Source organism: Dokdonella koreensis DS-123, assembly GCF_001632775.1.
GTDB lineage: Bacteria > Pseudomonadota > Gammaproteobacteria > Xanthomonadales > Rhodanobacteraceae > Dokdonella > Dokdonella koreensis.
The window spans coordinates 1,274,189-1,297,158 of the sequence record NZ_CP015249.1 but is presented as its reverse complement, the minus strand read 5'-3'; the positions used below and the strand labels follow the sequence as shown (position 1 = coordinate 1,297,158).

At 71.3% G+C, this 22,970-nt stretch carries 13 protein-coding genes; 4 read left to right on the top strand and 9 right to left on the bottom strand.

The window, feature by feature from the left end; translation table 11 throughout:
• Positions 1 to 752 precede the first annotated feature (752 nt).
• A complete protein-coding gene (locus I596_RS05050; RefSeq protein WP_150132022.1) occupies positions 753 to 3,596 on the bottom strand; it encodes a WD40/YVTN/BNR-like repeat-containing protein in 2,844 nt (947 codons plus the stop codon).
• Positions 3,597 to 3,776: 180 nt separating this feature from the next.
• Between I596_RS05050 and I596_RS05045 the strand changes: the two genes are divergently transcribed.
• Together I596_RS05045 and I596_RS05040 are read left to right on the top strand one after the other, a co-directional pair.
• Positions 3,777 to 5,222 carry a M20/M25/M40 family metallo-hydrolase gene (locus I596_RS05045; RefSeq protein WP_067645060.1) on the top strand — a complete coding sequence of 482 codons (1,446 nt, stop codon included), beginning with the start codon at positions 3,777 to 3,779 and terminating at the stop codon, positions 5,220 to 5,222.
• Between the two features lie 86 nt (positions 5,223 to 5,308).
• Positions 5,309 to 7,261: a beta propeller repeat protein gene (locus tag I596_RS05040; protein ID WP_067645057.1), complete on the top strand. Its 1,953-nt coding sequence runs from the start codon at positions 5,309 to 5,311 to the stop codon at positions 7,259 to 7,261.
• A 169-nt stretch (positions 7,262 to 7,430) separates the two neighbouring features.
• Here the strand turns inward: I596_RS05040 and I596_RS05035 are convergent, their stop codons facing one another.
• The 5 genes from I596_RS05035 to I596_RS05015 form a co-directional block, all read right to left on the bottom strand.
• Positions 7,431 to 8,279 (bottom strand): TrmH family RNA methyltransferase, encoded by an 849-nt coding sequence (locus I596_RS05035; RefSeq protein ID WP_067645054.1) that lies wholly within the window; start codon positions 8,277 to 8,279, stop codon positions 7,431 to 7,433.
• Positions 8,280 to 8,289: 10 nt separating this feature from the next.
• Positions 8,290 to 8,835: a GNAT family N-acetyltransferase gene (locus tag I596_RS05030; protein ID WP_067645051.1), complete on the bottom strand. Its 546-nt coding sequence runs from the start codon at positions 8,833 to 8,835 to the stop codon at positions 8,290 to 8,292.
• Positions 8,832 to 11,957 carry an efflux RND transporter permease subunit gene (locus tag I596_RS05025; RefSeq protein WP_067645047.1) on the bottom strand — a complete coding sequence of 1,042 codons (3,126 nt, stop codon included), beginning with the start codon at positions 11,955 to 11,957 and terminating at the stop codon, positions 8,832 to 8,834. Before I596_RS05025 ends, I596_RS05030 begins: the two co-directional genes overlap by 4 nt.
• A 52-nt stretch (positions 11,958 to 12,009) precedes the next feature.
• Positions 12,010 to 13,074: an efflux RND transporter periplasmic adaptor subunit gene (locus I596_RS05020; RefSeq protein WP_223303919.1), complete on the bottom strand. Its 1,065-nt coding sequence runs from the start codon at positions 13,072 to 13,074 to the stop codon at positions 12,010 to 12,012.
• Between the two features lie 292 nt (positions 13,075 to 13,366).
• Positions 13,367 to 14,110 carry an NYN domain-containing protein gene (locus I596_RS05015; RefSeq protein ID WP_067651471.1) on the bottom strand — a complete coding sequence of 248 codons (744 nt, stop codon included), beginning with the start codon at positions 14,108 to 14,110 and terminating at the stop codon, positions 13,367 to 13,369.
• 72 nt (positions 14,111 to 14,182) lie between these two features.
• Between I596_RS05015 and I596_RS05010 the strand changes: the two genes are divergently transcribed.
• Positions 14,183 to 14,851: a DUF6498-containing protein gene (locus I596_RS05010; protein WP_067645044.1), complete on the top strand. Its 669-nt coding sequence runs from the start codon at positions 14,183 to 14,185 to the stop codon at positions 14,849 to 14,851.
• A 9-nt stretch (positions 14,852 to 14,860) separates the two neighbouring features.
• On the opposite strand, the gene I596_RS05005 is transcribed toward I596_RS05010, so the two are convergent.
• The 3 genes from I596_RS05005 to I596_RS04995 form a co-directional block, all read right to left on the bottom strand.
• Positions 14,861 to 15,871, bottom strand: a complete 1,011-nt coding sequence (locus tag I596_RS05005; RefSeq protein WP_067645041.1) for a class I fructose-bisphosphate aldolase — start codon at positions 15,869 to 15,871, stop codon at positions 14,861 to 14,863.
• Between the two features lie 171 nt (positions 15,872 to 16,042).
• Complete coding sequence (pepP, locus tag I596_RS05000) at positions 16,043 to 17,353, bottom strand: Xaa-Pro aminopeptidase (protein ID WP_067645038.1); 1,311 nt, start codon at positions 17,351 to 17,353, stop codon at positions 16,043 to 16,045.
• A gap of 101 nt (positions 17,354 to 17,454) precedes the next feature.
• Complete coding sequence (locus tag I596_RS04995; RefSeq protein ID WP_067645035.1) at positions 17,455 to 18,000, bottom strand: UPF0149 family protein; 546 nt, start codon at positions 17,998 to 18,000, stop codon at positions 17,455 to 17,457.
• A gap of 258 nt (positions 18,001 to 18,258) precedes the next feature.
• On the opposite strand from I596_RS04995, the gene I596_RS04990 reads away from it, so the two are divergent.
• Positions 18,259 to 22,773: an EAL domain-containing protein gene (locus I596_RS04990; protein WP_067645032.1), complete on the top strand. Its 4,515-nt coding sequence runs from the start codon at positions 18,259 to 18,261 to the stop codon at positions 22,771 to 22,773.
• Positions 22,774 to 22,970: the final 197 nt, after the last annotated feature.

Genomic DNA, 22,970 nt, shown 5'->3' with positions numbered 1-22,970 from the left:
CCTAAAGCGAGCCGAGCATCGGAGGGCGGCGAGGCCGCAGAGGCGCCCCGTGTCTGAGCGAAGCGAGTTGGGGCGCCGTGCCTCGTCGTCCGAGAAGCGCAGGGGACGCCGGGCGAGAGGGCTTTTGGTTCCTTTTGGCCCGTCAAAAAATGTCCGGAAGACATTTTTGACATCGCGTCAGCGATGGCCCGTACGGGTGGCGGCCAGGGATGGACCGCCACAAAAGGGACTCGGCCGCGCAGCGGACGAAAGCTCTTGATCGTGCTCCTGCTTTGCTCCGTGCCGGCAATCCCTCAAAGCCACGGCGGAAGATCAAAGCAACAGCTTCCGCACGCTCCGCGCGCGGGTCACTTTTGCGGCCCGCCATCCCTGGCGGCCGCCCTTCGGGCCGTCGCTGCGCGACGTCAAGAATGTCTCCAGGAAATTCTTTGTCTTGGCAAAAGTAACCAAAACCGCCTGCGCCGGCGCGAGCCGGCACGGCTGCGCCGCGCCGGTCCCCTGCGCTTCTCGGCCGGCCAGGCACGTTGCCCCAACGCGCTTCGCTCAGACACGGGGCAGCTCTGCGGCCTGGCTGGCCTGCGATGCTCGGCTCGCTTTAGGGCGCCCAACGTCAAAGGCGAAAGCAACAGCGGGAACGGGAGCGGGAGCGGGAGCGATGATCGCGCTGCAGGATGAACCTCCCGAAAAGCGGCGGGACGCACGCCAGGCGCACGTCCCGCCTCCCTCCTCCCAAACGGTGCGGTAGCTGCCGGCTACTCGAAGCCGGCGGCGAAGATCGTCTCCTCGCGCGCCGGTCCCCCGACGAACAGGATCGAGCCGGTGCTGGCCGGGCGATAGCTGCCGAAATCGCCGGCGGCGAAGCTCAGGCGCCAGGTGTTTCCCTGCCGGCCGACGACGACCGGTCCGGCGTCGTGCCAGCCGATCGTCGCCGCGTCACCCGGGGTCGACGGACCGTACAGCCGCCAGCGCCACCCGCTACCGAAATCAGTGCCGTGGAAGGTCACGTCGACCGTCGCGCCGGGGCACTGCGGCGCCTCGAAGCGCAGCAGGCCGCGCGGATAGCCGTAACCCGGGTCCGCCGGCAAACCGGCCACATCGACGGCCGCCACGTCGACCAGTTGCGGGCAGCTGCCGGCGACCAGCTTGACCGTGAACCAGGCCGCGTCGGCGCCGAGCGGTGCAGCCGCCGCCGTCCCGGTGTCACCCGGACGCCAGGCCGCCGTGCCGGCGCCCGGCGCGGTCACGCCGACCGTGGCCTGCTGCGCATCGGGAACGCCGTCGCCATCGCTGTCGCCGCCGTTGGGCCCGGCCGCTTCGACGGTGTCGGGAATGCCGTCGCCGTCGGCGTCGGGCAGCTGCTCCAGCGTGAACACGCCACCCCCGGAGCCGGCGTGCAGGATCGCCGGATCGGCCGGATCGAGCGCCAGCGCAGTCGCCGAAGAAGCCGGCAGACCGAGGCTGATCGAGCGCCAGGTGGCACCGCCGTCGACGCTCTTGAACACGCCACCGGGGTTGGCCGCATCGAGACCGCCGCTGGCCGCGTAGAGCGTGCCCGGCGTGGCCGGATCGACCAGCAGCGCACGCGTGTCCGGAGCGGTGATGCCGGCGTTGGCCAGCACCCAGTTGGCGCCGCCGTCGGTGGTCTTGTAGAGGCTGCCCGGACCGGTCCAGTTGTTGGTGTCGATCGTGCTGGCCCACAGCGTCTGCGGGTGCGCCGGATCGATCGCCAGCGCCAGCACGTCCAGCGCCGCATCGGCCGAGCCCGGGAAGCGCGGCAGGCCGTTGCTGCGATGTGTCCAGGTGGCGCCGCCGTCGGTACTCCTGAATACGCCGCTGGCGATCTGCGGCGCGTCGTAGGTGGCGGTGACCGGGTCGTAGCGCGTGTTCTGCGCAAACGTGCCGACGTACAGCGTCGAGGGCACGGCGGGATCCATCACCAGCGGCACTGCGCCGCTGATCGTGCTGTAGCTGCCGTCGGGGGCGGACACGTCGTGCGGCAGGCCGGTGTCGCTGCTGGCCCAGCTCGCACCGGCGTCGGTGCTCTTGAGCACGCGCCAGGCGCGCACGCCGCCGGCGCCGCGCGTGCCGGTGGCCGTCGCGTACAGCGTGCGCAGCGGCCCGCTGATACACGGACCACTCGCCGGCGGCGCGACGCACGAGCGCGGATCGGGCACTAGGTTGCGCACGATGCCGATCGCGCGCCCGAACGCGTTGCTCGGCACGCCGGCATCGATCGTCGCCCAGGTGGCCCCCCCGTCCAGGCTCTTGTAGAGGCCACCGTCGCGCAGGCCGGTCGCCGGGTCCGCGCCGCTGCCGACCGCGTACAGCATCGGCGACGGCGCGGCCGCGGTGGTCGGATCGAGCGTGATGCCGCGCACCTGGTAGGCGTCCAGGCCGATGTTGGCCGCCGCCCAGCCGCTGCCGAGGCGCCGGTACAGCGCCGGCGACGGTGAGGTCGCCGCATCGCCGTAGCCGGCATAGACGCGCGTACCGTCCAGCGGATGCACGGCCAGCGCGCGGATGTTGGTCGCCGCCAGGCCGGTGTTCGACGGTGCCCAGCTCAGGCCGTCGTTGCCGCTGGCATACAGACCGGCCGACTCGGTGGCCAGCCACAGCGTCGGCACGGCCGGATAGGCCGGATGCACGACCAGGTCGACCGGCAGCGGCACGTGTTCGCCATTGGTCGTGACACCGGCCGCACGCGCGGCGAACGTCGCGCCACCGTCGGTCGAGAGCTGCGCGTCGAGCCAGAGCCGTTCGGCGCCGCCGGGCCGCGGCACCGCCAGCGCGGCGCCCTGATACGCGGTCGCCGCCCAGGTGGCGCCGCCGTCGGTGCTGACGTGCAACCGCCCCACGCGCTGGTAGTACGCGCCGATCAGCGCATAGAGCCGGTTCGGGTCGGCGGCCGAGCGCGCTGCCGCGAGCAGGCTCTGCTGGCAGGCATCGGCGACGGTTACGGCGGTCCAGGTCGCGCCGCCGTCCACGCTGCGGCGCAGCGGACGGGTGATGCCGCCGGCGCAGTCGGTTTCGGGCGTGCCGGCCAGCAGCAGCGCGGATGGCGCCGGTGCGGCCCAGACGTACTCGGCCTCGACCCCGGCGAGCGCAGCGACCGGCGCGAACGTGGCGCCGTCGTCGTCGCTGCGCGAGAGCCCGCCGCCGCGCGTGGCCAGCCACAGCACGCGTGCGCTGCCGGCCCGGGCGGCGGCCAGGCGCGCGCGGCCGGCATACGGGAAGAAGGCGTTGCGATAGCCGGTCTCGGTCCAGCTCGACGCACCGTCCGTGCTGCGGTGCAGGCGCCCCTGCGCGTCGACCAGCCAGAGCAGGCCACCGGTGTCCGGGTCCGTCGCGAACACACCGTTCCACGGCCGCGGCACCGGCAGGCCGGTCTCCGCCGCCTGCCAGCTCGTGCCCGCGTCGAGGCTGCGGAAGAAGCCGTTGCGGGTGGCGGCGTAGAGACGATCCGGCAGTGCCGGATCGGCAGCCACGGCATGGACCTGGCCGCCGAACGGCCCGCTGCCGGTCCAGCTGCCCGGTGCCGCCGCCAGCGGCAGGGCGGCGAGGCCGAGGCCCAGGCCGAGCACTCGTACGATGCGCATGATGAACTCCGATTCGTTCTTGTCCGCAAACCTGATACGCAAAATCGCGGCGAACCAAGACATCGGGCGGGCTGGTATCGTTTCGGCTTTGCCTGCCCGGCCGGCGGTGCCTTGCCCGATCACCGCGCCTGGGCCTTCGCGCTCGGCTCAACGTCCACAACACGCTCCAGAGGAGTCCCCATGCGTCTTGCATCGCTGTTCGCCGGCCTGTCCGCGCTACTGGCCACCGGCCTCGCTCCCGCGTTCGCGGCCGGCCCGGCCGCCACGACGATCCCCGATCGCGCACTGGCGACCGCCGAGACGCTGCGCGCGCAGGGGCTGAAGGACGATCTGGCCTGGACGCTGACCGAGGACCTGACCACCTCGATCGGTCCGCGCCTGGCCGGCAGCGCCAATGACCTCAAGGCGCGGGAATGGATGGCGGCGCGTTTCCGCGCGCTCGGCTTCGACACGGTCCGGACCGAGCCGGTCAGCTATCCGAAATGGGTGCGTCGCAGCGAGAGCGGCGCGATCGTCGCGCCGGTCGCCCAGACGCTGGCGTTGACCGCGCTAGGCAATTCCGGGCCGACGCCGAAGGGCGGGCTGACTGCCGAGGTCGCCGCGTTCGCCTCGCTCGAGGCGTTGCAGGCGGCCACCGACGCGGCCGTGCGCGGCAAGATCGTCTATGTCGCCAACCCGCGCATGAGCGTACGCGTCGACGGGGCCGACTACGGCAAGGGCTCGCGCGTGCGCTCGCGCGGTCCGTCGCTGGCCGCGCAGAAGGGCGCGGCGGCGTTCGTGCTGCGCTCGGTCGGGTCCGACAACAACCGCACGCCGCACACCGGTGTCACCAGCTTCGCCGACGGCGTCACGCCGATCCCGGCCGCCGCGCTGTCGAACCCCGACGCCGACCTGCTCGACACGGTGCTGCGCCGCAGCGCACCGGTCTCGCTCCGGCTCGACCTCGACTGCGGGCTGGAGGGCGAGTACACCGGTGCCAACGTCATCGGCGAGATCAGCGGCCGCGACGACGCCGGCGAGTACGTCCTCACCGGCGGGCACCTGGACTCCTGGGATCTCGGCACCGGCGCGATCGACGACGCCTCGGGCATCGCCATCACCACCGCCGCCGCGCACCTGATCGCCCAACTGCCCGAACGCCCGCGGCGCAGCATCCGCGTGGTCGCCTTCGCCAACGAGGAAGCCGGCCTCTACGGCGGCAAGGCCTACGCCGAAAACCATCGCGCCGAGATCGCCAAGGCCGTGATCGGCGCCGAATCCGACGCCGGCGCCGATCGCATCGTCAAGCTGACCGCCACCGTCAAGCCGTCCGCACGCGGCGCGATCGACCGCATTGCCGCCGCGCTGGCGCCGCTCGGCGTCACCTACGACGCCGCCGCGCCCGGCAGTGGCGGCTCGGACCTCTCGGCCGTGCACGCGGTCGGCATGGCCGGCCTGTCGCTGCACCAGGACACCTCGCGCTACTTCGAATGGCATCACACCGCCAACGACACGCTCGACAAGGTCGACATCGAGCAATTGCGCCAGAACGTGGCGGTCTACGCGGTGGCGCTGTACCTGGCCGCCGAGGCCGAGGGCGACTTCGGCTCGGCGCCGGGGGCGTTCGCGAAGGACGGCGCGAACTGATACGGTTCGGCTCGGGAGCCGGCGCTGTCGGGGCCGGCGCGGAATGTCATTCGCTTCGGGAGGGGACGGCGATGCGTTCGATCGGGATGAGCACGACCACGACGAAGGTCGCGGGCCTGGCGTTGTCGCTGGCCGCAGCGACGCCAGCCTTCGCGCAGCAGCCCACCTGGCAGCTGACCGGGCCGGAGGGCGGCTTCGCCTCGGAGGTTGTCGCATCGAGTAGCGTCATGCTCGCCAACACGTACGGAGGCCTGTACCGGTCGACCGATCAGGCGGCGAACTGGCAGCGTGTCCCGGCGATCGGCTATGCCCAATCGATAACGGCCAGTCCGCACGATCCGAACCTCGTCGTGGCCGCATCGGGCACCTCGCTTTGGCGCAGCACCGACGGCGGCACGACCTGGGACGCCATCGCCGTCGGTACGCGATTGAACGCACTGCAGTTCAATCCGATCCCGGCGCACGGGACTGAACTGCTGGCGATCGCCTCCGCTGAGTACCTGTGGTGGCAATCGCCGCGGCCGATGCGGTCGGTCGACGGCGGTCTGAGCTGGCAGTCGCTGACCGCCGATGCCACGTTCCAGCCACTCGGCATGGCGGTCGATCCGAGAGACGGCAGCTATTTCGCAGTCCTGCGCGACAGCCGCGTGATGTTCTCGAGAGACCGCGGCGCCAACTGGGACGTCCTGCTGCGCAATCCGAGCCCGCAAATGCCGTTGCCCTCGCAAGTGCTGGTCGTGCCAGGTGTACTCGCGCTGCTGTGGTCGTCGGACGGCGGCTGGGTGTCCAATCTGCTGCGTTACGACAACGAGGACATCGACCATGTGTGGGGCGCCTCGGGGGATATTCTCGGCTTGTTCGCGGACCCGCTGCAGAGCGGACGGATTTGGTCGGCGGCCACCGTCATCGATGTGAACGAGGAGCAGCTCGGCGAAAGCCTGGATTTCGGTGTGACCTGGACGCTCGTGCCGAGCGATCGCAACGCACGTCTGCAGGCAGTCCTGGCCGACGGCACGATGATCGGCTCTTCGCTGGCGGGCCCGCTGGTCTCGACCGATGCCGGCCGCCACTGGAGCGTGCGTACGCGCGGCATTCCGCTGGCTCAGATCAATGCCCTGGCCGGTCATCGCTCGAACGGCTCGTTGATCGCCGTCGGCAAGGCCGGGCCCTGGGTCAGCCTCGATCGAGGCCTGACCTGGGAGGCGGGTGCCGGCATCGCCGAAACGACCCACATATCCTCGAGCGTGGATCGTCATCCGCGCGATCCGGCGATCGCCCTGGCCAGCGTCACGCGTACAACGGCAGGACCGAAGGTTTATCGGACGACCGACGGCGGTCTCAACTGGCAACCGCTGCCTTCCGATTCAGGTCTGTTCAACGCATCGTTCTTGAGCATCGTCTACGACCGGGTCGATCCAGCTCGCGTTTCCGCTACGAGCACCAGCGGCCAGTTGTTCTGGTCGCAAGACGGCGGCCTGCACTGGCAGCAGGTCCAGGCCGGCGTGCGGAGCCTGCGCGCTGCCACGGCCGGCTACAGCAGTCGTCTCTACGGCTTGGCCGGATCGGACCTGGCATATACCCTGCTACGTGCGGACCGCTCCGGAGAGGCGATGACGCCGGTCGTCACCGCGCCGGCGTTCGGGGCACTAGCCGTTCATCCGAGCGCACCTCATGTGCTGCTGGCGACCGCCGGAGGCAGCGGCATGGTGCCGGTTTACTGGTCCATGGACGGCGGCGACAGCTGGCACACACGCGGCAACTTGCCGGGCTGGCCGGCTCCGTTGCTGGCCTTCGACGCCTGCGACGACCGGACCGTCTACGCGTTCACCAGCGCCACGTTCCACCGCTCCCACGATCGCGGCCTGACCTGGACGGCCGAAACCCTCGACACGACGGTCCAGGGCGCCACCGCGATCGTGACCAGCTGCGTCGGCGGACTCAGCCATGTCGTGCTGAGCAGCAACACCACCGGTGGCGTGCGCGTGCGTTCGCCGGTCGTGACCGAGCGCATCGCGACGAACGATTTCGAGCCGCTTTAGCGGCGAGCCGAACGCATCGCTCCGCGCCTGCGCCGCAGGCAGCTGCCTCGAACGAGGCATGCCTGGCCGGGCGAGTCCGCACGCACGACGAGTCGGGCGGACACCAAGATCGAGCGCAGTCGATCGACCGGGCATCCCCCGTGGTCTACCGCTCAGGCGCGGCAGCGCATCAGCCGCCGACGCGCACCTGCCGCCACCATTCCGCGAACGCCACCGCCGCGCTGGCGGCGATGTTGAGGCTCTCGACCGCGCCGCTGCCGGGGATCGTCAGGCACAGGTCGGCTGCCTGCACCAAGGCCCGGTCCATGCCCTCGCCTTCGGCACCGAACACCAGCACCAGCCGGCGCGGCAGCGCGGCTTCGTAGAGCGGCGTGCCGTCGCGCGGCACGGTCGCGCCGATCACGTAGCCGGCACGGCGCAGCGCGGCGAACGCGGCACGCGCATCGTCGATGCGGGCCAGTGCGACCGCCTCGGCGCCACCTTCGGCGACGCGCGCGGCGGCGCCGGACAGGTCGAGCGCGGACGCGGCCGGCACGATCACGCCGCCGACGCCGAAGTGCGCGGCACTGCGCAGCACCGCGCCGAGGTTGTGCGGGTTGCCGACGCCGTCGAGCCAGACCAGCAGCGAATCACGCTCCGCCGGCTGCGCGGCGATCAGCGCGTCGAGTGCGAGCGGCTCGCGCCGGCGCAGGTCGAAGCACACGCCCTCGTGATGGCGTGAACCGGTCAGCTTGTCCAGGTCGTCGGCCTCGACCACGCGGTAGCCGAGGCGATGCCCGACACACCAGGCCAGTATCGGCTTCAGTGCGGCGATGCGCGATTCGAGCAGGTAGACCTTGCGCAGGTCCTCGGGCCGGTGCGCGAACGCGGCCAGGCAGGCGTTGAGGCCGTACAGGCGTTGCTCGGCCGGTGCGCGCGTGGATGCGGCTTCAGCGGGCGCAGCAGCCGGCGGCCGCCGCGCCTCGCGCCACGGCGAAGCGGCGAGCGGGCCGGGACGTCGCGGTCGACGGTCGGACATGGCGATACCTTCAGAGGGGCCGGTCGTCCTGCGCCGAACGCAGGCGGACGTAGACCAGGACGTCCAGTATCTCACCGCGCTTGACCATGGCGCGGCGCTGGCGGCCCTCCAGGTGGAAACCGGCGTGCTCGAGCATGCGCGCCGAGGCGGGATTGGCGGCGGCGACCCGGGCCTCGAGGCGCTCGAACGGATACCGGGCCAGCAGGTGCGTGCTCCAGTGGTCCACGGCCCGCCGCATCAGGCCACGGCCCCAGTAGGCGCGTCCCAGCCAGTAGCCGATCGATGCCGTCAGGCGGAAGATGTCGTGGCCGGGCTCGGCGCCGATGCCACCGACGGCGGCGCCGTCGATCTCGATCGCGCGCACCAGGCGGCCCGATACCGGGCCGGCGAGGAACGCCGCGGCGTCGGCCGCGGTGTACGGAAACGGGAAACGATCGGACAGGAAGCGCGAGACCTCGGCATCGTCGGCATGCCGCTGCAGCGAAACGGCATCGTCCGCGCGCCACGGCCGCAGGACGAACCCCTCGCCGGCGAGGACCGCCTCATCGCCGCTCATGCCGCGCCACCGACGTCCGGCGTCTCCTGCTCGAGGCGCTCGAGCGTGCGCGCCAGCGCCTCGGGCGAGCGCGTGAACGGCGCCAGCAGCGCATAGAACGAGGGCACCACGTACAGCGACAGCAAGGTCGAGAACGCGACGCCGAAGATCACGACCACGCCGATCGTCGAGCGGCTGGCCGAGCCGGGCCCGCCGGCGACCACCAGCGGCACGGCGCCGGCGATCGTCGCCACCGAGGTCATCAGGATCGGGCGCAGCCGCACGGCGGCGGCTTCCGCGATCGCCTCGCCGATGCTGCGGCCTTCGTCACGCAGCTGGTTGGCGAACTCGACGATCAGGATGCCGTTCTTGGCGGCCAGGCCGATCAGCATGACGATGCCGATCTGGCTGAACAGGTTCAACGTGCCGCCGGTCAGCCACAGGCCGATCAGTGCGCCGAGCACCGCCAGCGGCACCGTCAGCATGATGACCAGCGGGTGGATGAAGCTCTCGAACTGCGCGGCCAGCACCAGGTAGACGATCAGCAGCGCCAACCCGAAGGTGACGACCACCGCGCCGCCGGCCTTCTTGTACTCGCGGCTGTCGCCCTTGTAGTCGATCAGCGCGGTCGGCGGGAGCTCCTCGGCGGCGACCTGCTCGATCCAGGTCAGCGCCTCGCCGAGCGTGGTGCCGGGCGTGAGGCCGGCCGACAGCGTGATCGCGCGCAGCCGGTTGAAGCGGTTGAACTGCCCCGGCTCGGCCAGCTCGCTCAGGGTCACCAGGTTGGCCAGCGGGATCAGCTCGCCGCTGCGCTGCGAGCGGACGTAGAGGTTGTCCAGGTCCGCCGGCGCAGCGCGGTTGTCGCGGCGCGCCTGCAGCATGACTTCGTATTCCTCGCCGTCCTGCACGTAGGTGGTCACGCGGCGGGAGCCCATCATCGTTTCCAGGGTGCGGCCGATCTCCTGCGCCGAGACGCCGAGGTCGGCGGCGCGGGCGTGGTCGATCTCCACGCGCAGCTGCGGCCGTGTCTCCTTGTAGTCCGAATCGACCGCGAACAGGCCCGGATTCTGTTCCATGCGCACCAGCATGCGGTCGCGCCAGGTGGCCAGCTCGGCGTAGTCCGGGCCGCCGAGCACGACGCGCACCGGCTGGCCGCCACCCCGGATCAGGCCGCTGCGCACCTGCGGCAGCGCGCGCACGCCCGGCAGGGCGGTCAGGTCGCGCCGCAGGCGGTCGGCGATCGCGGTGGTCGATTCGCTGCGCTCGCTCCACGGCTTCAGGAACACCGTCGCCTGGCCCGCGTGCATTTCCTCGCTGGCGCTCCAGCCGCCGGGCACGCGCGTGTTGACGCGCTCGATCGGGCCGTCGCCGTCGATCAGCCCCATGAACGTCCGCTCGACCTGGTGCACCTGCTCGACCGTGTAGTCGAAGCCGGCCCCTTCCGGCCCGGTGATCTGCACCTGGAATACGCCGCGGTCCTCGGTCGGCGCCAGCTCGGCCGGCACCACGCGCAGCAGCACGGCGCTGGCGGCGAAGGCCGCGAGCATCAGCACGCCGAACAGCACCGGGTGGCCGCTGGTGCGCTCGACTTGGCGGCGATAGGCCTGGGTCAGGCGGTCGAGTCTGCGGTTGACGAAGGCGTTGAAGCCGCGCGGCGCCCGGTGCGGCCGCACCAGCTTGGACGACATCATCGGCGTCAGCGTCAGCGCGACGAAGGCCGACAGCGCGACGGCACCGGCCAATGCCACCGACAGCTCGCGGAACAGGCGCCCGGTGTTGCCTTCCATGAAGCCGACCGGCAGGAACACCGCGACCAGCACGGCGGTCGTCGCGATCACGGCGAAGGCGACCTGGCGCGTGCCGCGCCGCGCCGCCACCAGCGCCGGCTCGCCGAGGTCGGCGCGCCGCTGGATGTTCTCGAGCACGACGATCGCATCGTCCACCACCAGGCCGATGCACAGCACCAGCGCCAGCAGCGTCAGCAGGTTGATCGTGAAGCCGAACGCGTACAGCGCGATGAACGCGGAAATCAGGCAGACCGGCACCGTGACGGCCGGGATCACCGCCGAGCGCAGGCTGCCGAGGAACAGGAAGATCACGATGACGACCAGCACGCCGGCCTCGATCAGCGTCGCGTAGACGCGCTCGACGGCGGCCTCGATGAACAGCGTGGTGTCGAACGCGGCGAAGATGTCGGTCCCCGGCGGCAGCGACTCCTGGATGCGCTCGGCCTCGGCACGGGCGGCCCGTGCGACGTCGAGGCTGTTCGCGGTCGAGGTCTTGACGATGCCGAGGCCGAGGTTCGGCTGGCCGTTGCTGCGCAGGTAGGCGCGCCGTTCCTCGGACGCGCGTTCGACGGTGGCGACGTCGCCGAGGCGGACCAGGTAGCCGTCGCCCTCGCCCTTGGCCAGCGTCATCCGCGCGAAGTCCTCGGGCGTCTGGTAGCTGCGCTGCACGCGCAGCGTGAAGTCGCGGGTGTCCGATTCGATGCGGCCGGCCGGCAGCTCCACGTTCTCGCGCAGCAGCGCGGCCTCGACGTCGGAAACCGCCAGCCCGCGCGCGGCCAGCGCCTCGCGGTCCAGCCAGATGCGCATCGCGTAGCGCTGGCCGCCGGCCATCTGCACGCGGGCGACGCCGTCGAGTGCCGACAGCCGGTCCACCACGTAGCGGTCGGCGTAGTCGGTCAGCGCGAGTGGATCGAGGCGATCCGAGCGCATGTTGAGCCACAGGATCACTTCCGCGTCGCTCTCGACCTTGGCGATCTGCGGCGGATCGGCCTCCTCCGGCATGCGGTCCTGCACGCGGCTGACGGCGTCGCGCACGTCGTTGGCGGCCGCCTCGATGTCGCGGCTGAGCGTGAACTCGATCGTCACGCTGGCACGGCCGTTCTGGCTGCGCGAGTCGATCGTGTCCACGCCCTCGATGCCGGCCAGCGCATCCTCCAGGATCTGGGTGACGCGCGTCTCGACGACGGCGGCCGAGGCGCCCGGATAGGTCACGTCGACCGAGACGATCGGCGGGTCGATCGCCGGCAGCTCGCGCAGCGTCAGGCGCGTGAACGCCATCGCGCCGAGCACCACCAGCAGCAGGCTGACGACGGTCGCGAAGACCGGGCGCCGGATCGACAGGTCGGACAGGTTCATGGCGTCTCCGCGGCGACGGCCGTCACCGCGCGCAGGCGGACCGTGCCGCCGCTCATCCCGGCTCGGCTCCGGCGGTGGCCGCCGCCTCGGCGACCTGCACACCGTCGCGCAGCTTGACCGTGCCGTCGACGACGATGCGGTCGCCGGTGGCCAGGCCCTCGCGGATCTCGACGGTGCCACGCCGGCGCGCGCCGGGCACGACCTTGACCTGCGCCACGCGCTGGTCGGCGCCGACACGGAACACCGAGGCCTCGGTGCCGACCTGGACCAGCGCGATCTCGGGAACGACCAGCACCTCGCGCTGCGGGCGCAGGATGCCGACCGTCAGCAGCATGCCGCCGCGCAGCGCGCGATCGGGATTGGGAATCGTGGCGCGCACCTGGAACGCACGGGTGACCGGATCGATCCGCGAGTCGAGCGAGACCACCGTTCCCTCGAAACTGCGCCCCGGGAAGGCCGGGCTGCGGGCGACCACCGACTGCCCCGCCGCCACGGCGGCCAGGTGCACTTCCGGCAGCGAGAAATCGAGCTTGATGACCGAGATGTCGTCCAGCGTGGTGATGATGTCGCCGGGCCGCACCAGGGCGCCGGGGCTGACTTGGCGCAGGCCCAGGACGCCGGCGAACGGCGCGGTGACGACGCGGTCGGCCAGCTGCGCGCGCAACGCGTTGACGCGCGCGCTGTTGGAATCGCGCGTGGCCTGGGCAGTGTCGAACACCGCGCGCGAGACCGTCCCCTGGCGCACCAGGTCCTGCTGGCGCTCGAACTGCCGGGTGGCGTCGCGCGAGGTCGCCTGTGCCTCGGCGAGCGCAGCCACCTGCTGGCCCGAGGTCAGTTCGACCAGCACGTCGCCGGCGGCCACGTCCTGGCCGTCGTTGAAATTGACCTTGCGCACCGTCTCGGTGATCTTCGCGGTCAGCGTCACCGATTCGTTCGCCTTGGCGGTACCGAGCGCCTCGATGGTGTCGGTCCAGGCCTGCGGTTGCAGCACCGCCGTGGTGACCCTGACCGCCGGCGGCGGCGCCGTGCCCGCCGGCGCACCGTCGCCGGTGCGGCAGCCGCCGAGTGCGACGAGCGCGGTGGCGGCCAGCAGGCCGAGGACGATTCCCGGGCGCACGCTCAAGCGCTCCCGCTGCACGCGCGACGGCCGCGGCCAGGGCGGAACGGGGAACGGGGACGGTGGGGTCGGTTCATCGGCGATGCGCAAGCGAGGGGGGAGACGGCAGCCAAGGCGGAAACGCGGCCGGGCGCGAGCCTAACCGATCGACGTGACCGCCTTGTGCGCCAGAGGTCATCCCGGACCGGAGCGACCGCGCCATTATGCCCTTGCCCAGGCGCGCACCGCCGGACCCGGATGCAATGCAACGTAAAGACGGTGCCGCGCCGGAGGCGGCCCGGGACGCGCCGTATCAGCGCTTGCGGGCGATGCGGACGTAGACCGCCTTGGCCTGCCCGCCCCCGATCGGGCGCTCCTCGATCTCGAACAGGCGCGTCGCCTGGACCAGGTCGCGCAGCTTGCGATAGCCGTAGTTGCGCGAATCGAATTCCGGCGCCTGCTTGGCGATCGTGCTGCCGACGGCACCGAGGTTGGCCCAGCCGGTATCGTCGGAGGCGGCGTCGGCGGCGTTGCGCAGCAGGTTCAGCAGACGCTTGTCCTGCTTGAGCTCGCGGTCGCTGCGCGGCGCGATCGCCACGCCGTCGTCTTCCTTGCCGACCAGGATCTCGGTGTAGATGAACTTGTCGCAGGCGGCGACGAAGGGCTCGGGCGTCTTCTTCTCGCCGAAGCCGTAGACGATCAGCCCGGACTCGCGGATGCGCGCGGCCAGCCGCGTGAAGTCGCTGTCGCTCGATACCAGGCAGAAGCCGTCGAGACGGTCCGAGTACAACAGGTCCATCGCGTCGATGATCAGCGCCGAGTCGGTGGCGTTCTTGCCGGTGGTGTAGCGGAACTGCTGGATCGGCTGGATCGAATGGGTCAGCAGCGCGTCCTTCCAGCCCTTGAGCTGCGGCCCGGTCCAGTCGCCGTAGCTGCGCTTGACGTGGGCGATGCCGTACTTGGCCACCTCGGCCAGCAGGCCCTCGACGATGCCCGGCTGCGCGTTGTCGGCGTCGATCAGGACGGCCAGGCGGGTATTGCCGATCGGTGAGGCCATGCCGGGCATCTCGCTGACGGGGGTGGGTCCATCGTATACCCTTCGGTCGTCCCCGCGACGAGCGAGCCGCCGATGACGCGCACCGCCGCCCCTGCCGCCCCGCCCCGGCGCGAGTATCTCGCCCTGCTCGGCTCGAACGTCCTGGTGCTGGGGATGGCGCTCTGGCACGACTGGCCGGTGGCGATGCTGATGTGGCCGTTCTGGCTGCAGAGCGTGGTGATCGGCGCCCTCAACGTCCATCGCATGCTGAACCTGCGCCGGTTCAGCACGCAGGGCCTGCGCTCGGGCGGCCAGCCGGTGCCGGAGACCGACGCCGGCAAGCGCAGTACCGCGGGATTCTTCGCGCTCCACTACGGCTTCTTCCACGCCGGCTATCTGATCTTCCTGCTCGACAAGGCACCGGTGCCGGCGGGCGAGTGGCGCTGGGTGCTGGTCGGCGGCGCGGCCTTCGCGATCGGCCAGATCGCCGACCAGCGCGCGGTGCTGGCGCGCGACGCACGCGGCCGCCCGAACCTCGGGATGCTGATGTTCATGCCGTACCTGCGCGTGGTGCCGATGCACCTGGCGATCCTCGCCGGTGCCGGCAGCACCAGCGCCGGTGCCTTGGTGCTGTTCACCGCGCTCAAGACGCTGGCGGACCTGGGCATGGCGGCCGCCGAGCGGCGCGTGGAGGACAAGCGCGCGCCGGAGCCGGAAAAACGAACGGGCGCCGCAGCGCCCGTTCGCGAACCGATCGAGTGAGGCGTCCGGTCAGGCGCCCTTCTTCCACTGGCCGAGCGCGGCGAGGCCGTTCTCGCGGGCCCGCTGGGCGACGGTCTTCTGCGCATCGGCGAAGTTCTTCGCCATGTCCTGCGCCCACAGCTTGAGCGCGGCCTGCTGCATCGCGCGGCCGTAGCTGAAGGACAGCGGCCACGGATGCGGACCGATCTGGTTCATCGCGTTGAGGTGCGCGGTGGCGGCCTCGTCGCTCTGGCCGCCGGAGAGGAACACGATGCCGGGCAGCGAGGCCGGGACGCTTGCGCGCAGGCAGCGCACGGTGGCCTCGGCCACCTCGTCGGTATCGGCCTGGTCCGGGGAATCCTTGCCGGCGATGACCATGCTGGCCTTGAGGATCGTGCCTTCGAGCAGGACGTTGTGCTCGTAGAGCGAGCTGAACAGGCTGCGCAGGGTCGCCTCGGTGACCTCGTAGCAGACGTCGATGTCGTGGGCGCCGTCCATCAGCACCTCCGGCTCGACCATCGGCACGATGCCCGCTTCCTGGCACAGCGCCGCATAGCGCGCCAGCGCATGGCAGTTGGCCTCGATGCAGGTACCGCTCGGCGCATCGTCGGCGATCGTGATGACGGCGCGCCACTTGGCGAACTTCGCACCGAGCCTGGCGTACTCGGCCAGGCGGTCGCGCAGGCCGTCCAGGCCTTCCGTGACCAGCTCGCCCGGGTAGCCGGCCAGCGGGAACGGGCCCTTGTCGACCTTGATGCCGGGCAGGATGCCGGCGTCGAGCATCAGCTTGGTGAACGGCACGCCGGCCTTGGTCGACTGGCGGATCGTCTCGTCGTACAGGATCGCGCCGGAGATGTGGTCGGACAGGCCCGGCGTCGTCAGCAGCATCTCGCGGTAGGCGCGGCGGTTCTCCTCGGTGTTCGGCACGCCGACGCCGTCGAAGCGCTTCTTGATCGTGTTGTTCGATTCGTCGATGGCGATGATGCCCTTGCCCGGCGCGACCATCTGCTGGGCAATGATCTCAAGCTGCTCGATACTCATGGAGTGCTCCGCGAAACCTAGAAGGATGCCGCGGCGGCACAGCCACCGGGCGGATTGAAGAAGGCCGCGGATTATAGGCCAGATCGCCAGGCGCTGCCGGCCGGCGGCCGGGGCTGCGGCCGGCTGCCGCGGAACGGTCGCGCCGGGGCCGGAACCGGCCCCGCGCGGGCCTTAGCGGCCGGCCATCAGCGCCTCGATCGCATCCGGATCGCGGGGAACGTCGGCGGTGATGACCTCCGGCGCGTCGCGCGTGACGACCACGTCGTCCTCGATGCGGATGCCGATGCCGCGCCAGCGCGCCGGCACGCCGGCCAGGTCGGCGGCGACGTACAGGCCCGGCTCGACCGTCACGACCATCCCCGGCTCCAGCACGCGGTACTCGCCGTCGACGCGGTAGTCGCCGACGTCGTGGACGTCCAGGCCGAGCCAGTGCCCGGTCTTGTGCATGTAGTAGCGGCGGTAGGTCTCTTCGCGCAGGTTGCGCTCCAGGCCGCCCTTGAGCAGGCCCAGCCGCAGCAGCCCTTCGGTGATGACCCGCACCGCGGCCTCGTGGTAGGCGATGAACGAACGGCCCGGGCGGACCTCGTCGATCGCCGCCGCCTGGGCGGCCAGGACGATCTCGTAGAGCGCGCGCTGCTCCGGCGAGAAGCGGCCGTTGACCGGGAACGTGCGCGTGATGTCCGACGCGTAGCACTGGTACTCGGCGCCGGCGTCGATCAGCAGCAGGTCGCCGTCGTGCAGCGGCGCGTTGTTGGCGCGGTAGTGCAGCACGCAGGCATTGTCGCCGCCGCCGACGATCGGCTCGTAGCTCGGCACCGCGCCGCGGCGGCGGAACGCGTGCAGCAGCTCGGCCTCGACCTCGTGCTCGTTCATGCCCGGCCGCGTGACCTGCATCGCGCGCACGTGCGCATCGGCGGCGATGCGCGCGGACCTGCGCATCACGCGCAGCTCGTCGCGCGACTTGTACAGGCGCAGGTCGTGCAGCAGGTGCGACAGCGCGACGATCTCGTGCGGCGGCCGGGCCCCCTGGCGGATCTGCGCGCGCACGCGGTTGACCCAGCCGATCAGCTTGAGGTCGAACTCGGTGTCGCGGCCGAAATGGTAGTAGACGCGCGACCGCCCCTCGATCATGCCGGGCAGGATGTCGTCGATGTCCTCGATCGGGAACGCATCGTCCATGCCGTAGTCGGCGACGGCGCCTTCCTGGCCGGAACGGCGGCCGTCCCAGCGCTCGCGCTCCGGGTCGCGCGGCCGGTTGAACAGGATCGTCTCGCCCTGTTCGCGCCCGGGGATCAGCGCCAGCACGGCCTCCGGCTCGCCGAAGCCGGTCAGGTACTGGAAGTCGCTGTCCTGGCGGTACGGGTAGTGGGCGTCGTTGTTGCGCACGCGCTCGGGCGCCGCCGGCACGATCACGATCGCGTCGCGTCCGGCCATGCGCATCAGCTGCCGGCGGCGGCGGCGGTACTCGCTGCGGTCGATCATCGGTCCGTTCCTGCCGGCCGGGGCGCGCCCTGCCGGATCACCACGCTCTGGGGTTTTCGCACGCGTCTGGATATCCATGCCACGCTCTGGCGCAACCGGGCCTAGTGCAGCCGGCTCGAGCGCGGCATCGCCGCGCTGGACAGCTCGCGCTGCAGCAGCAGCACGCCGATCCGCACGAACTCCTGGATCTCGGCCAGCGCGGCCTCGTCCTCTTCGTCGCCGTCGACGTCGAAGCGCGAGGCGGCGATGCCGGCGAAATCGCGCAGGATCTCGTCGGCATCCTCGCTCAGCGGGCGGCCGCCGATGCCGGCCAGACCGGCACCGCCGAGAAAGCCGCGGCACCAGGCGACCAGGGCTTCGGCGCGCTCGGCCAGTGGCGCGTCGTCACCGGGCAGCAGCGGCTGGAAGCCGAAGTCCGGATCGTCCAGCTGGCGGCGGCAATCCTCGTAGAGAAGGCCGGCGAGCCGGTCCGGCAGCGTGCCCGGATCGTCCAGTTCCAGCGCGCGCAGCCAGTCGCGCGCGCCGGCACTGCCACCGGCGCACAGGTAGCCGGTCAGCGAACCGTGCAGTTCGCCGGCGCCGATGCCGCTGCTGGCGTCGCGCAGCGCGCTGTCCAGTTCGGCCAGGCTGGGGGCAGGATCGGTCATGGCACACGCGCCGGCGGAAGAAGGCCGAATCTTAGCATCGCCCGCCGTACCCACCGCGACGGTCCCCATGGTCACCGAACAGGCGATTGCCTACACTCCGGTCGAGGACGCAGCCCGCGCCGATCGGCACGCAGGCGGCGACAGCGGTCGACCCGGCACGGACTTGGCCCGGGATACGGGCTTCGAGGCGACGGACGGTTCCGGGGAGACATCACCAGCATGCGGCCGACAGGCAATCCACGATCGCGGGCGCTGCGCATGCTGCTGGCAGCAGCGTGCGCCCTGCTCGGCGCCGTGCCGGCCGCGGCCACGCAGCGCGACTACGTGTTCGAAAGCGTCGTGCGCGAACAGGGGCTCGGCCAGAGCACCGTGCACGCCATCGCCCAGGACCGTACCGGTTACCTGTGGGTCGGCAGCGAATCGGGACTCTACCGCTACGACGGCCGCCATTTCGTGCGCTTCGGTGGCCGCCAGCCGGGCCAGCCGGACCTCGCCGGCGTCGTCGTCACGTCCCTGGCGCTGGACGGCGACGGCCGCCTGTGGGCCGGCCTGCTCGCGCACGGGCTGGTGCGGCTGGACCCGGCGATCGATGGCTTCTGGCAGTCCCCGGCGGGGATCGAGCCGAGCCTGCGCGCGCTGAACGTGCAGGCCCTGGCGCTGGAAGGCGAGCAGGTGCTGTGGGTGGCCGACGACTCGGGGCTGCGCGCGGTGGCCACGCGCGACGGCGCCACGCTGCGGCGGGTGGCCTCGCCGCAGGTCGACGCCGTACCAGCCGACATCGCCGCCTTGCACGTCGCCCGCGACGGCACGCTCTGGGTGGCGACCTCGGCCGGCCTCTGGCGCCTGCCGCCCGGCGCCTCGGAACTCGAACCGCTGGCCGGCAGCCGCGCCGCCGCCCATACCTTCCACGAGAGCGCGACCGGCACGCTGTATGCCGGGACCACCGCCGGCTTGCTGCAGCTGCCGGCGCAGGGCCCGGCACAGGTCGCCTGGTCGAGCCGCGACGGCGGTCCCGTGCGGGCGATCAGCGAAGACGCCTTCGGCCGGCTGTGGCTGGCGAGCGCCGGCCAGGGCCTGGTCGTCCATGATCCGAAATCCGGCACCTCGCGCCTGCTCGCGCCCAACCACAACCTGCCCGGCTACCTGCCCGACGCGACGATCCGCACGCTGATGCGCGATCGCGCGGGCCTGCTGTGGATCGGCACGCGCGCGCGCGGACTGGTCCGCCTCAATCCGGAAGGTGCGTCGTTCCCGTACATCGCCGATCTGGACGACAGCCGCGAGTTCGCCCCGACCAACAACATCCGCGCATTCCTGGAGGATCCCGAAGGCCACCTGTGGATCGGGACCGAAGGCGACGGGCTCAAGCGGTTCGACCCGGAGACCGGGCGCTTCGCCTATTTCGCCAAGCCGCTGCTGGACGTCCTGCGGCCGGGCGCCCCGCGCCTGCGGATCAACCGGCTCGCAGCGGCGGGCGACGGACGGCTCCTGGTGGCCAGCGAGTTCGGACTGAGCCTGTTCGACCCGGCATCGGCCGTGGTGACGCCGGTGGCGCTCAGTTCGGACGGCCGGCGCAAGAACGCGCCGGTGGACGTCCTGTCGGTGCTGCGCGCCCGCGACGGCCAGGTGTGGTACGGCACGCGTTCGGGCAGCCTGATGCGCGGCGACCCGGCCGAGGGCAACTGGCAGGCTTTCGCCGATCCGGACAATCCGGCCGCACCGCATGCCCGCAACAGCGTGTTCACGCTGCACGAGGACAGCCAGGGCCGGATCTGGGCCGGCACGCTCAACGGCCTGCGGATGATCGATCCGCGCAGCGGCCGGGTCCGCACGTTCCGCTACGCGGCCGGCGATCCGCGCTCGCTGTCGAACAACATCGTGCGCACGATCCTGGAAGACGGCGACGGCACGCTGTGGATCGGCACGCACGGCGGGCTCAACCGCCTCGACACGCTGAGCGGTGAGTCGGCGCGCTTCACGCGCTGGTCGCAGGCCGACGGCCTGCCGGACGACACCGTCTATGCCGTGCTGGAAGACGCGCTCGGGCGGCTCTGGCTCAGCACCAACCGCGGACTGGCCTGGTACGACCGGGCCAGCGGCACCTTCCACACCACCGCGCTCGGCGACGGCCTGCAGGACCTGGAGTTCAACGGCGGCGCGGCTCTGCGGCTGCGCGACGGACGCATGGCGTTCGGCGGCCTGCGCGGGTTCAACCTGTTCCAGCCTTCGAAGATCACCTCCGGCCGGTTCAACGCGCCGGTCGTCGTGACCGGCGTCAGGATCGGCACGCAACCGCGGCTGGACACGATCGGGCCCGGCCCGATCCACATGGACCACAGCGACGGCATGGTGCATTTCTCGTTCGCCGCACTGGATTTCGCCGCGCCCGAGTCGAACCGGCTGAGCTACATGCTGGAGGGTTTCGACACCGCCTGGATCGACGCCGGCGACCAGCCCGAGGCGATCTACGCCAACCTCGATCCGGGACGCTACCGGTTCCGCGTACGGGCGGCGCAGCGGCCGGGCAGCCGCGAGGCGCCGCAGGCCGGCGTCGATCTCGTCGTCGACGCGCCCTGGTGGGCCGGCGACACCGCCAAGCTGATCTACGCGCTGACCGCGGCCGGCCTGATCGGCCTGGCGCTGCTGCTGCGCGCCAGCCGCAACGCCGCGATACGCCACCACCACCGCGAATTGCAGGAGCGGGAAGACCGCCTGCGCATGGTGCTGTGGGGCTCGGGCGACGAGTTCTGGGACTGGAACATCCCGCGCAATGTGCTGGTCCGCTTCGGCAGCCGGCAATTGATGACCGGCAACCGGCAGGACGAGATCCCGATCGACGAATGGCAGCAGCAGGCGGTCCATCCGGACGACCTGCAGGGCGTGCGCGAACGGGTCCGGGCACACCTGGAGGGCGAGACCGAGATCTACGAATCGGAGCACCGCCTGCGCCGGCGCAACGGCGAATGGATCTGGGTCATGGCGCGCGGCAAGGTCGTCGAGCGCGACGCGGCCGGCCGGCCGCTGCGGCTGTGCGGCACCGCGCGCGACATCACCGGCTCGCGCGCGGCCGACCGCGAGCGCCGCATCGCGCTGGAGGTGATCCGCAGCATGAGCGAGGCGGTGGTGGTGACCGACCTGGAGTCGCGCTTCGTCTCGGTCAATCCGGCCTTCACGCAGATGACCGGCTGGCGCGAGGAAGAAGTGGTCGACCGGCCCACCTCGATCCTGGACTGCAGCCAGCACACCGCCGAGTTCTTCGAGGAACTGCGCGCGACGCAGGCGCGCACCGGCCACTGGAACGGCGAGCTGTGGCAGCGCCGCAAGGACGGCAGCGAGTTCCTCTGCCTGCTGCAGCTGAGCGAGGTCTGCGACGCCGACGGCGTGCGCACGCACTACGTCGGCGTGCTGACCGACATCACCGACCGCAAGCGCTCGGAGCAGGAGCTGCGGTACCTGGCCAACTACGACATGCTGACCGGCCTGCCGAACCGGTCGCTGCTGTCCGAGCGGCTGGCGCACGCGATCGTCCGCTCGCGCCGCAGCGGCCGCAAGGTCGCGGTGCTGTTCCTGGACCTGGACCGCTTCAAGCACGTCAACGACTCGATGGGCCATGCCGCCGGCGACCGCCTGCTGAAGGCCGCCGGCGCGCGGCTGCGCCGCATCGTGCGCGAGAGCGACACGGTCGCGCGCCACGGCGGCGACGAGTTCACGGTCGTGCTGGACATCGTCGATTTCCACGAGGCCGAGCGCGTCGCGCAGAAGATCATCTCGGCCTTCAGCCAGCCGCTGGAGCTGGGCAACGGCCAGGACGTCATCATCTCGCCGTCGATCGGCATCAGCCTCTACCCGGATCACGGGCAGTTCTCGGTGGACCTGCTCAAGTACGCCGACACGGCGATGTACCAGTCCAAGGAGCGCGGCCGCAACACCTACATGTTCTACACCGAGGCGATGGACGCCTCCACGCGCATGCGCGCGACCCTGGTCGGCGCGCTGCGCAAGGCGATCGACCGCGGCGAGCTGCACCTGCTCTACCAGCCCAAACTGTCGCTGCTCGACGACCGCATCACCGGCGTCGAGGCGCTGCTGCGCTGGAACAGCGAGGAACTGGGCCTGATCTCGCCGTCGGAGTTCATCCCGATCGCCGAGGAGACCGGCATGATCGTCGAGGTCGGCGAATGGGTGCTGCGCGAGGCCTGCGCGCAGCTCACGCGCTGGCGCGACGCCGGTGTCGAGGACATCGGCATGTCGGTCAACGTCTCGGTGCTGCAGCTGCTGCGCGGCGAGCTGCCGCAGCGCCTGTGCGACATCCTGGCCGAGTTCGACGTGGCGCCCAACCGCTTCGAGCTGGAGCTGACCGAGAGCATGGTCATGGCCAATGCCGAGCAGTCGATCACCACGCTGCGCCAGCTCAAGACCGTCGGCGTGACGCTGGCGATCGACGACTTCGGCACCGGCTACTCGTCGCTGGCCTACCTCAAGCGCCTGCCGATCGACACGCTGAAGATCGACAAGGCCTTCGTGGGCGACATCACCACCGATCCCGACGACGAGGCGATTACCGCCACGATCATCAACATGGCCCATTCACTGGGGCTCAACGTCGTCGCCGAAGGCGTCGAATCGGCCGAGCAGATCGAGTACCTGCGCGAACAGGGCTGCGACGAGGTGCAGGGCCACTGGCTGTCCTGGCCGCTGACCCAGGATGCCTGCCTCGAATTCCTGCGGGCCCGGCCGGCGCGCCACGGGCTCGAATCCCACGGCTGGGGCTGAGCGGGCGCCACCCGCTGCCCTATCCCGCTCCGAAGTTCCCCGGCAGGCATCGCCCGCGCATTGCGCGCGGGCGGCGGCCGGAAGGCTGGACGAGGAACACCTCGCCAATGCGATCCGGGGACGGATCACTCGCGGGCCGAGGGCGCAAACCGCCGACCCGCGCAGACGGCAGCGCGGCCTTGCCGCGGCCACGCGAG

What these genes read in the sequence shown, in the direction of transcription:
- I596_RS05050 (WP_150132022.1), bottom strand. Translation starts at nt 3,596, where the DNA reads ATGCGCATCGTACGAGTGCTCGGCCTGGGCCTCGGCCTCGCCGCCCTG.
- I596_RS05045 (WP_067645060.1), top strand. Translation starts at nt 3,777, where the DNA reads ATGCGTCTTGCATCGCTGTTCGCCGGCCTGTCCGCGCTACTGGCCACC.
- I596_RS05040 (WP_067645057.1), top strand. Translation starts at nt 5,309, where the DNA reads ATGAGCACGACCACGACGAAGGTCGCGGGCCTGGCGTTGTCGCTGGCC.
- I596_RS05035 (WP_067645054.1), bottom strand. Translation starts at nt 8,279, where the DNA reads ATGTCCGACCGTCGACCGCGACGTCCCGGCCCGCTCGCCGCTTCGCCG.
- I596_RS05030 (WP_067645051.1), bottom strand. Translation starts at nt 8,835, where the DNA reads ATGAGCGGCGATGAGGCGGTCCTCGCCGGCGAGGGGTTCGTCCTGCGG.
- I596_RS05025 (WP_067645047.1), bottom strand. Translation starts at nt 11,957, where the DNA reads ATGAACCTGTCCGACCTGTCGATCCGGCGCCCGGTCTTCGCGACCGTC.
- I596_RS05015 (WP_067651471.1), bottom strand. Translation starts at nt 14,110, where the DNA reads ATGGCCTCACCGATCGGCAATACCCGCCTGGCCGTCCTGATCGACGCC.
- I596_RS05010 (WP_067645044.1), top strand. Translation starts at nt 14,183, where the DNA reads ATGACGCGCACCGCCGCCCCTGCCGCCCCGCCCCGGCGCGAGTATCTC.
- I596_RS05005 (WP_067645041.1), bottom strand. Translation starts at nt 15,871, where the DNA reads ATGAGTATCGAGCAGCTTGAGATCATTGCCCAGCAGATGGTCGCGCCG.
- pepP (WP_067645038.1), bottom strand. Translation starts at nt 17,353, where the DNA reads ATGATCGACCGCAGCGAGTACCGCCGCCGCCGCCGGCAGCTGATGCGC.
- I596_RS04995 (WP_067645035.1), bottom strand. Translation starts at nt 18,000, where the DNA reads ATGACCGATCCTGCCCCCAGCCTGGCCGAACTGGACAGCGCGCTGCGC.
- I596_RS04990 (WP_067645032.1), top strand. Translation starts at nt 18,259, where the DNA reads ATGCTGCTGGCAGCAGCGTGCGCCCTGCTCGGCGCCGTGCCGGCCGCG.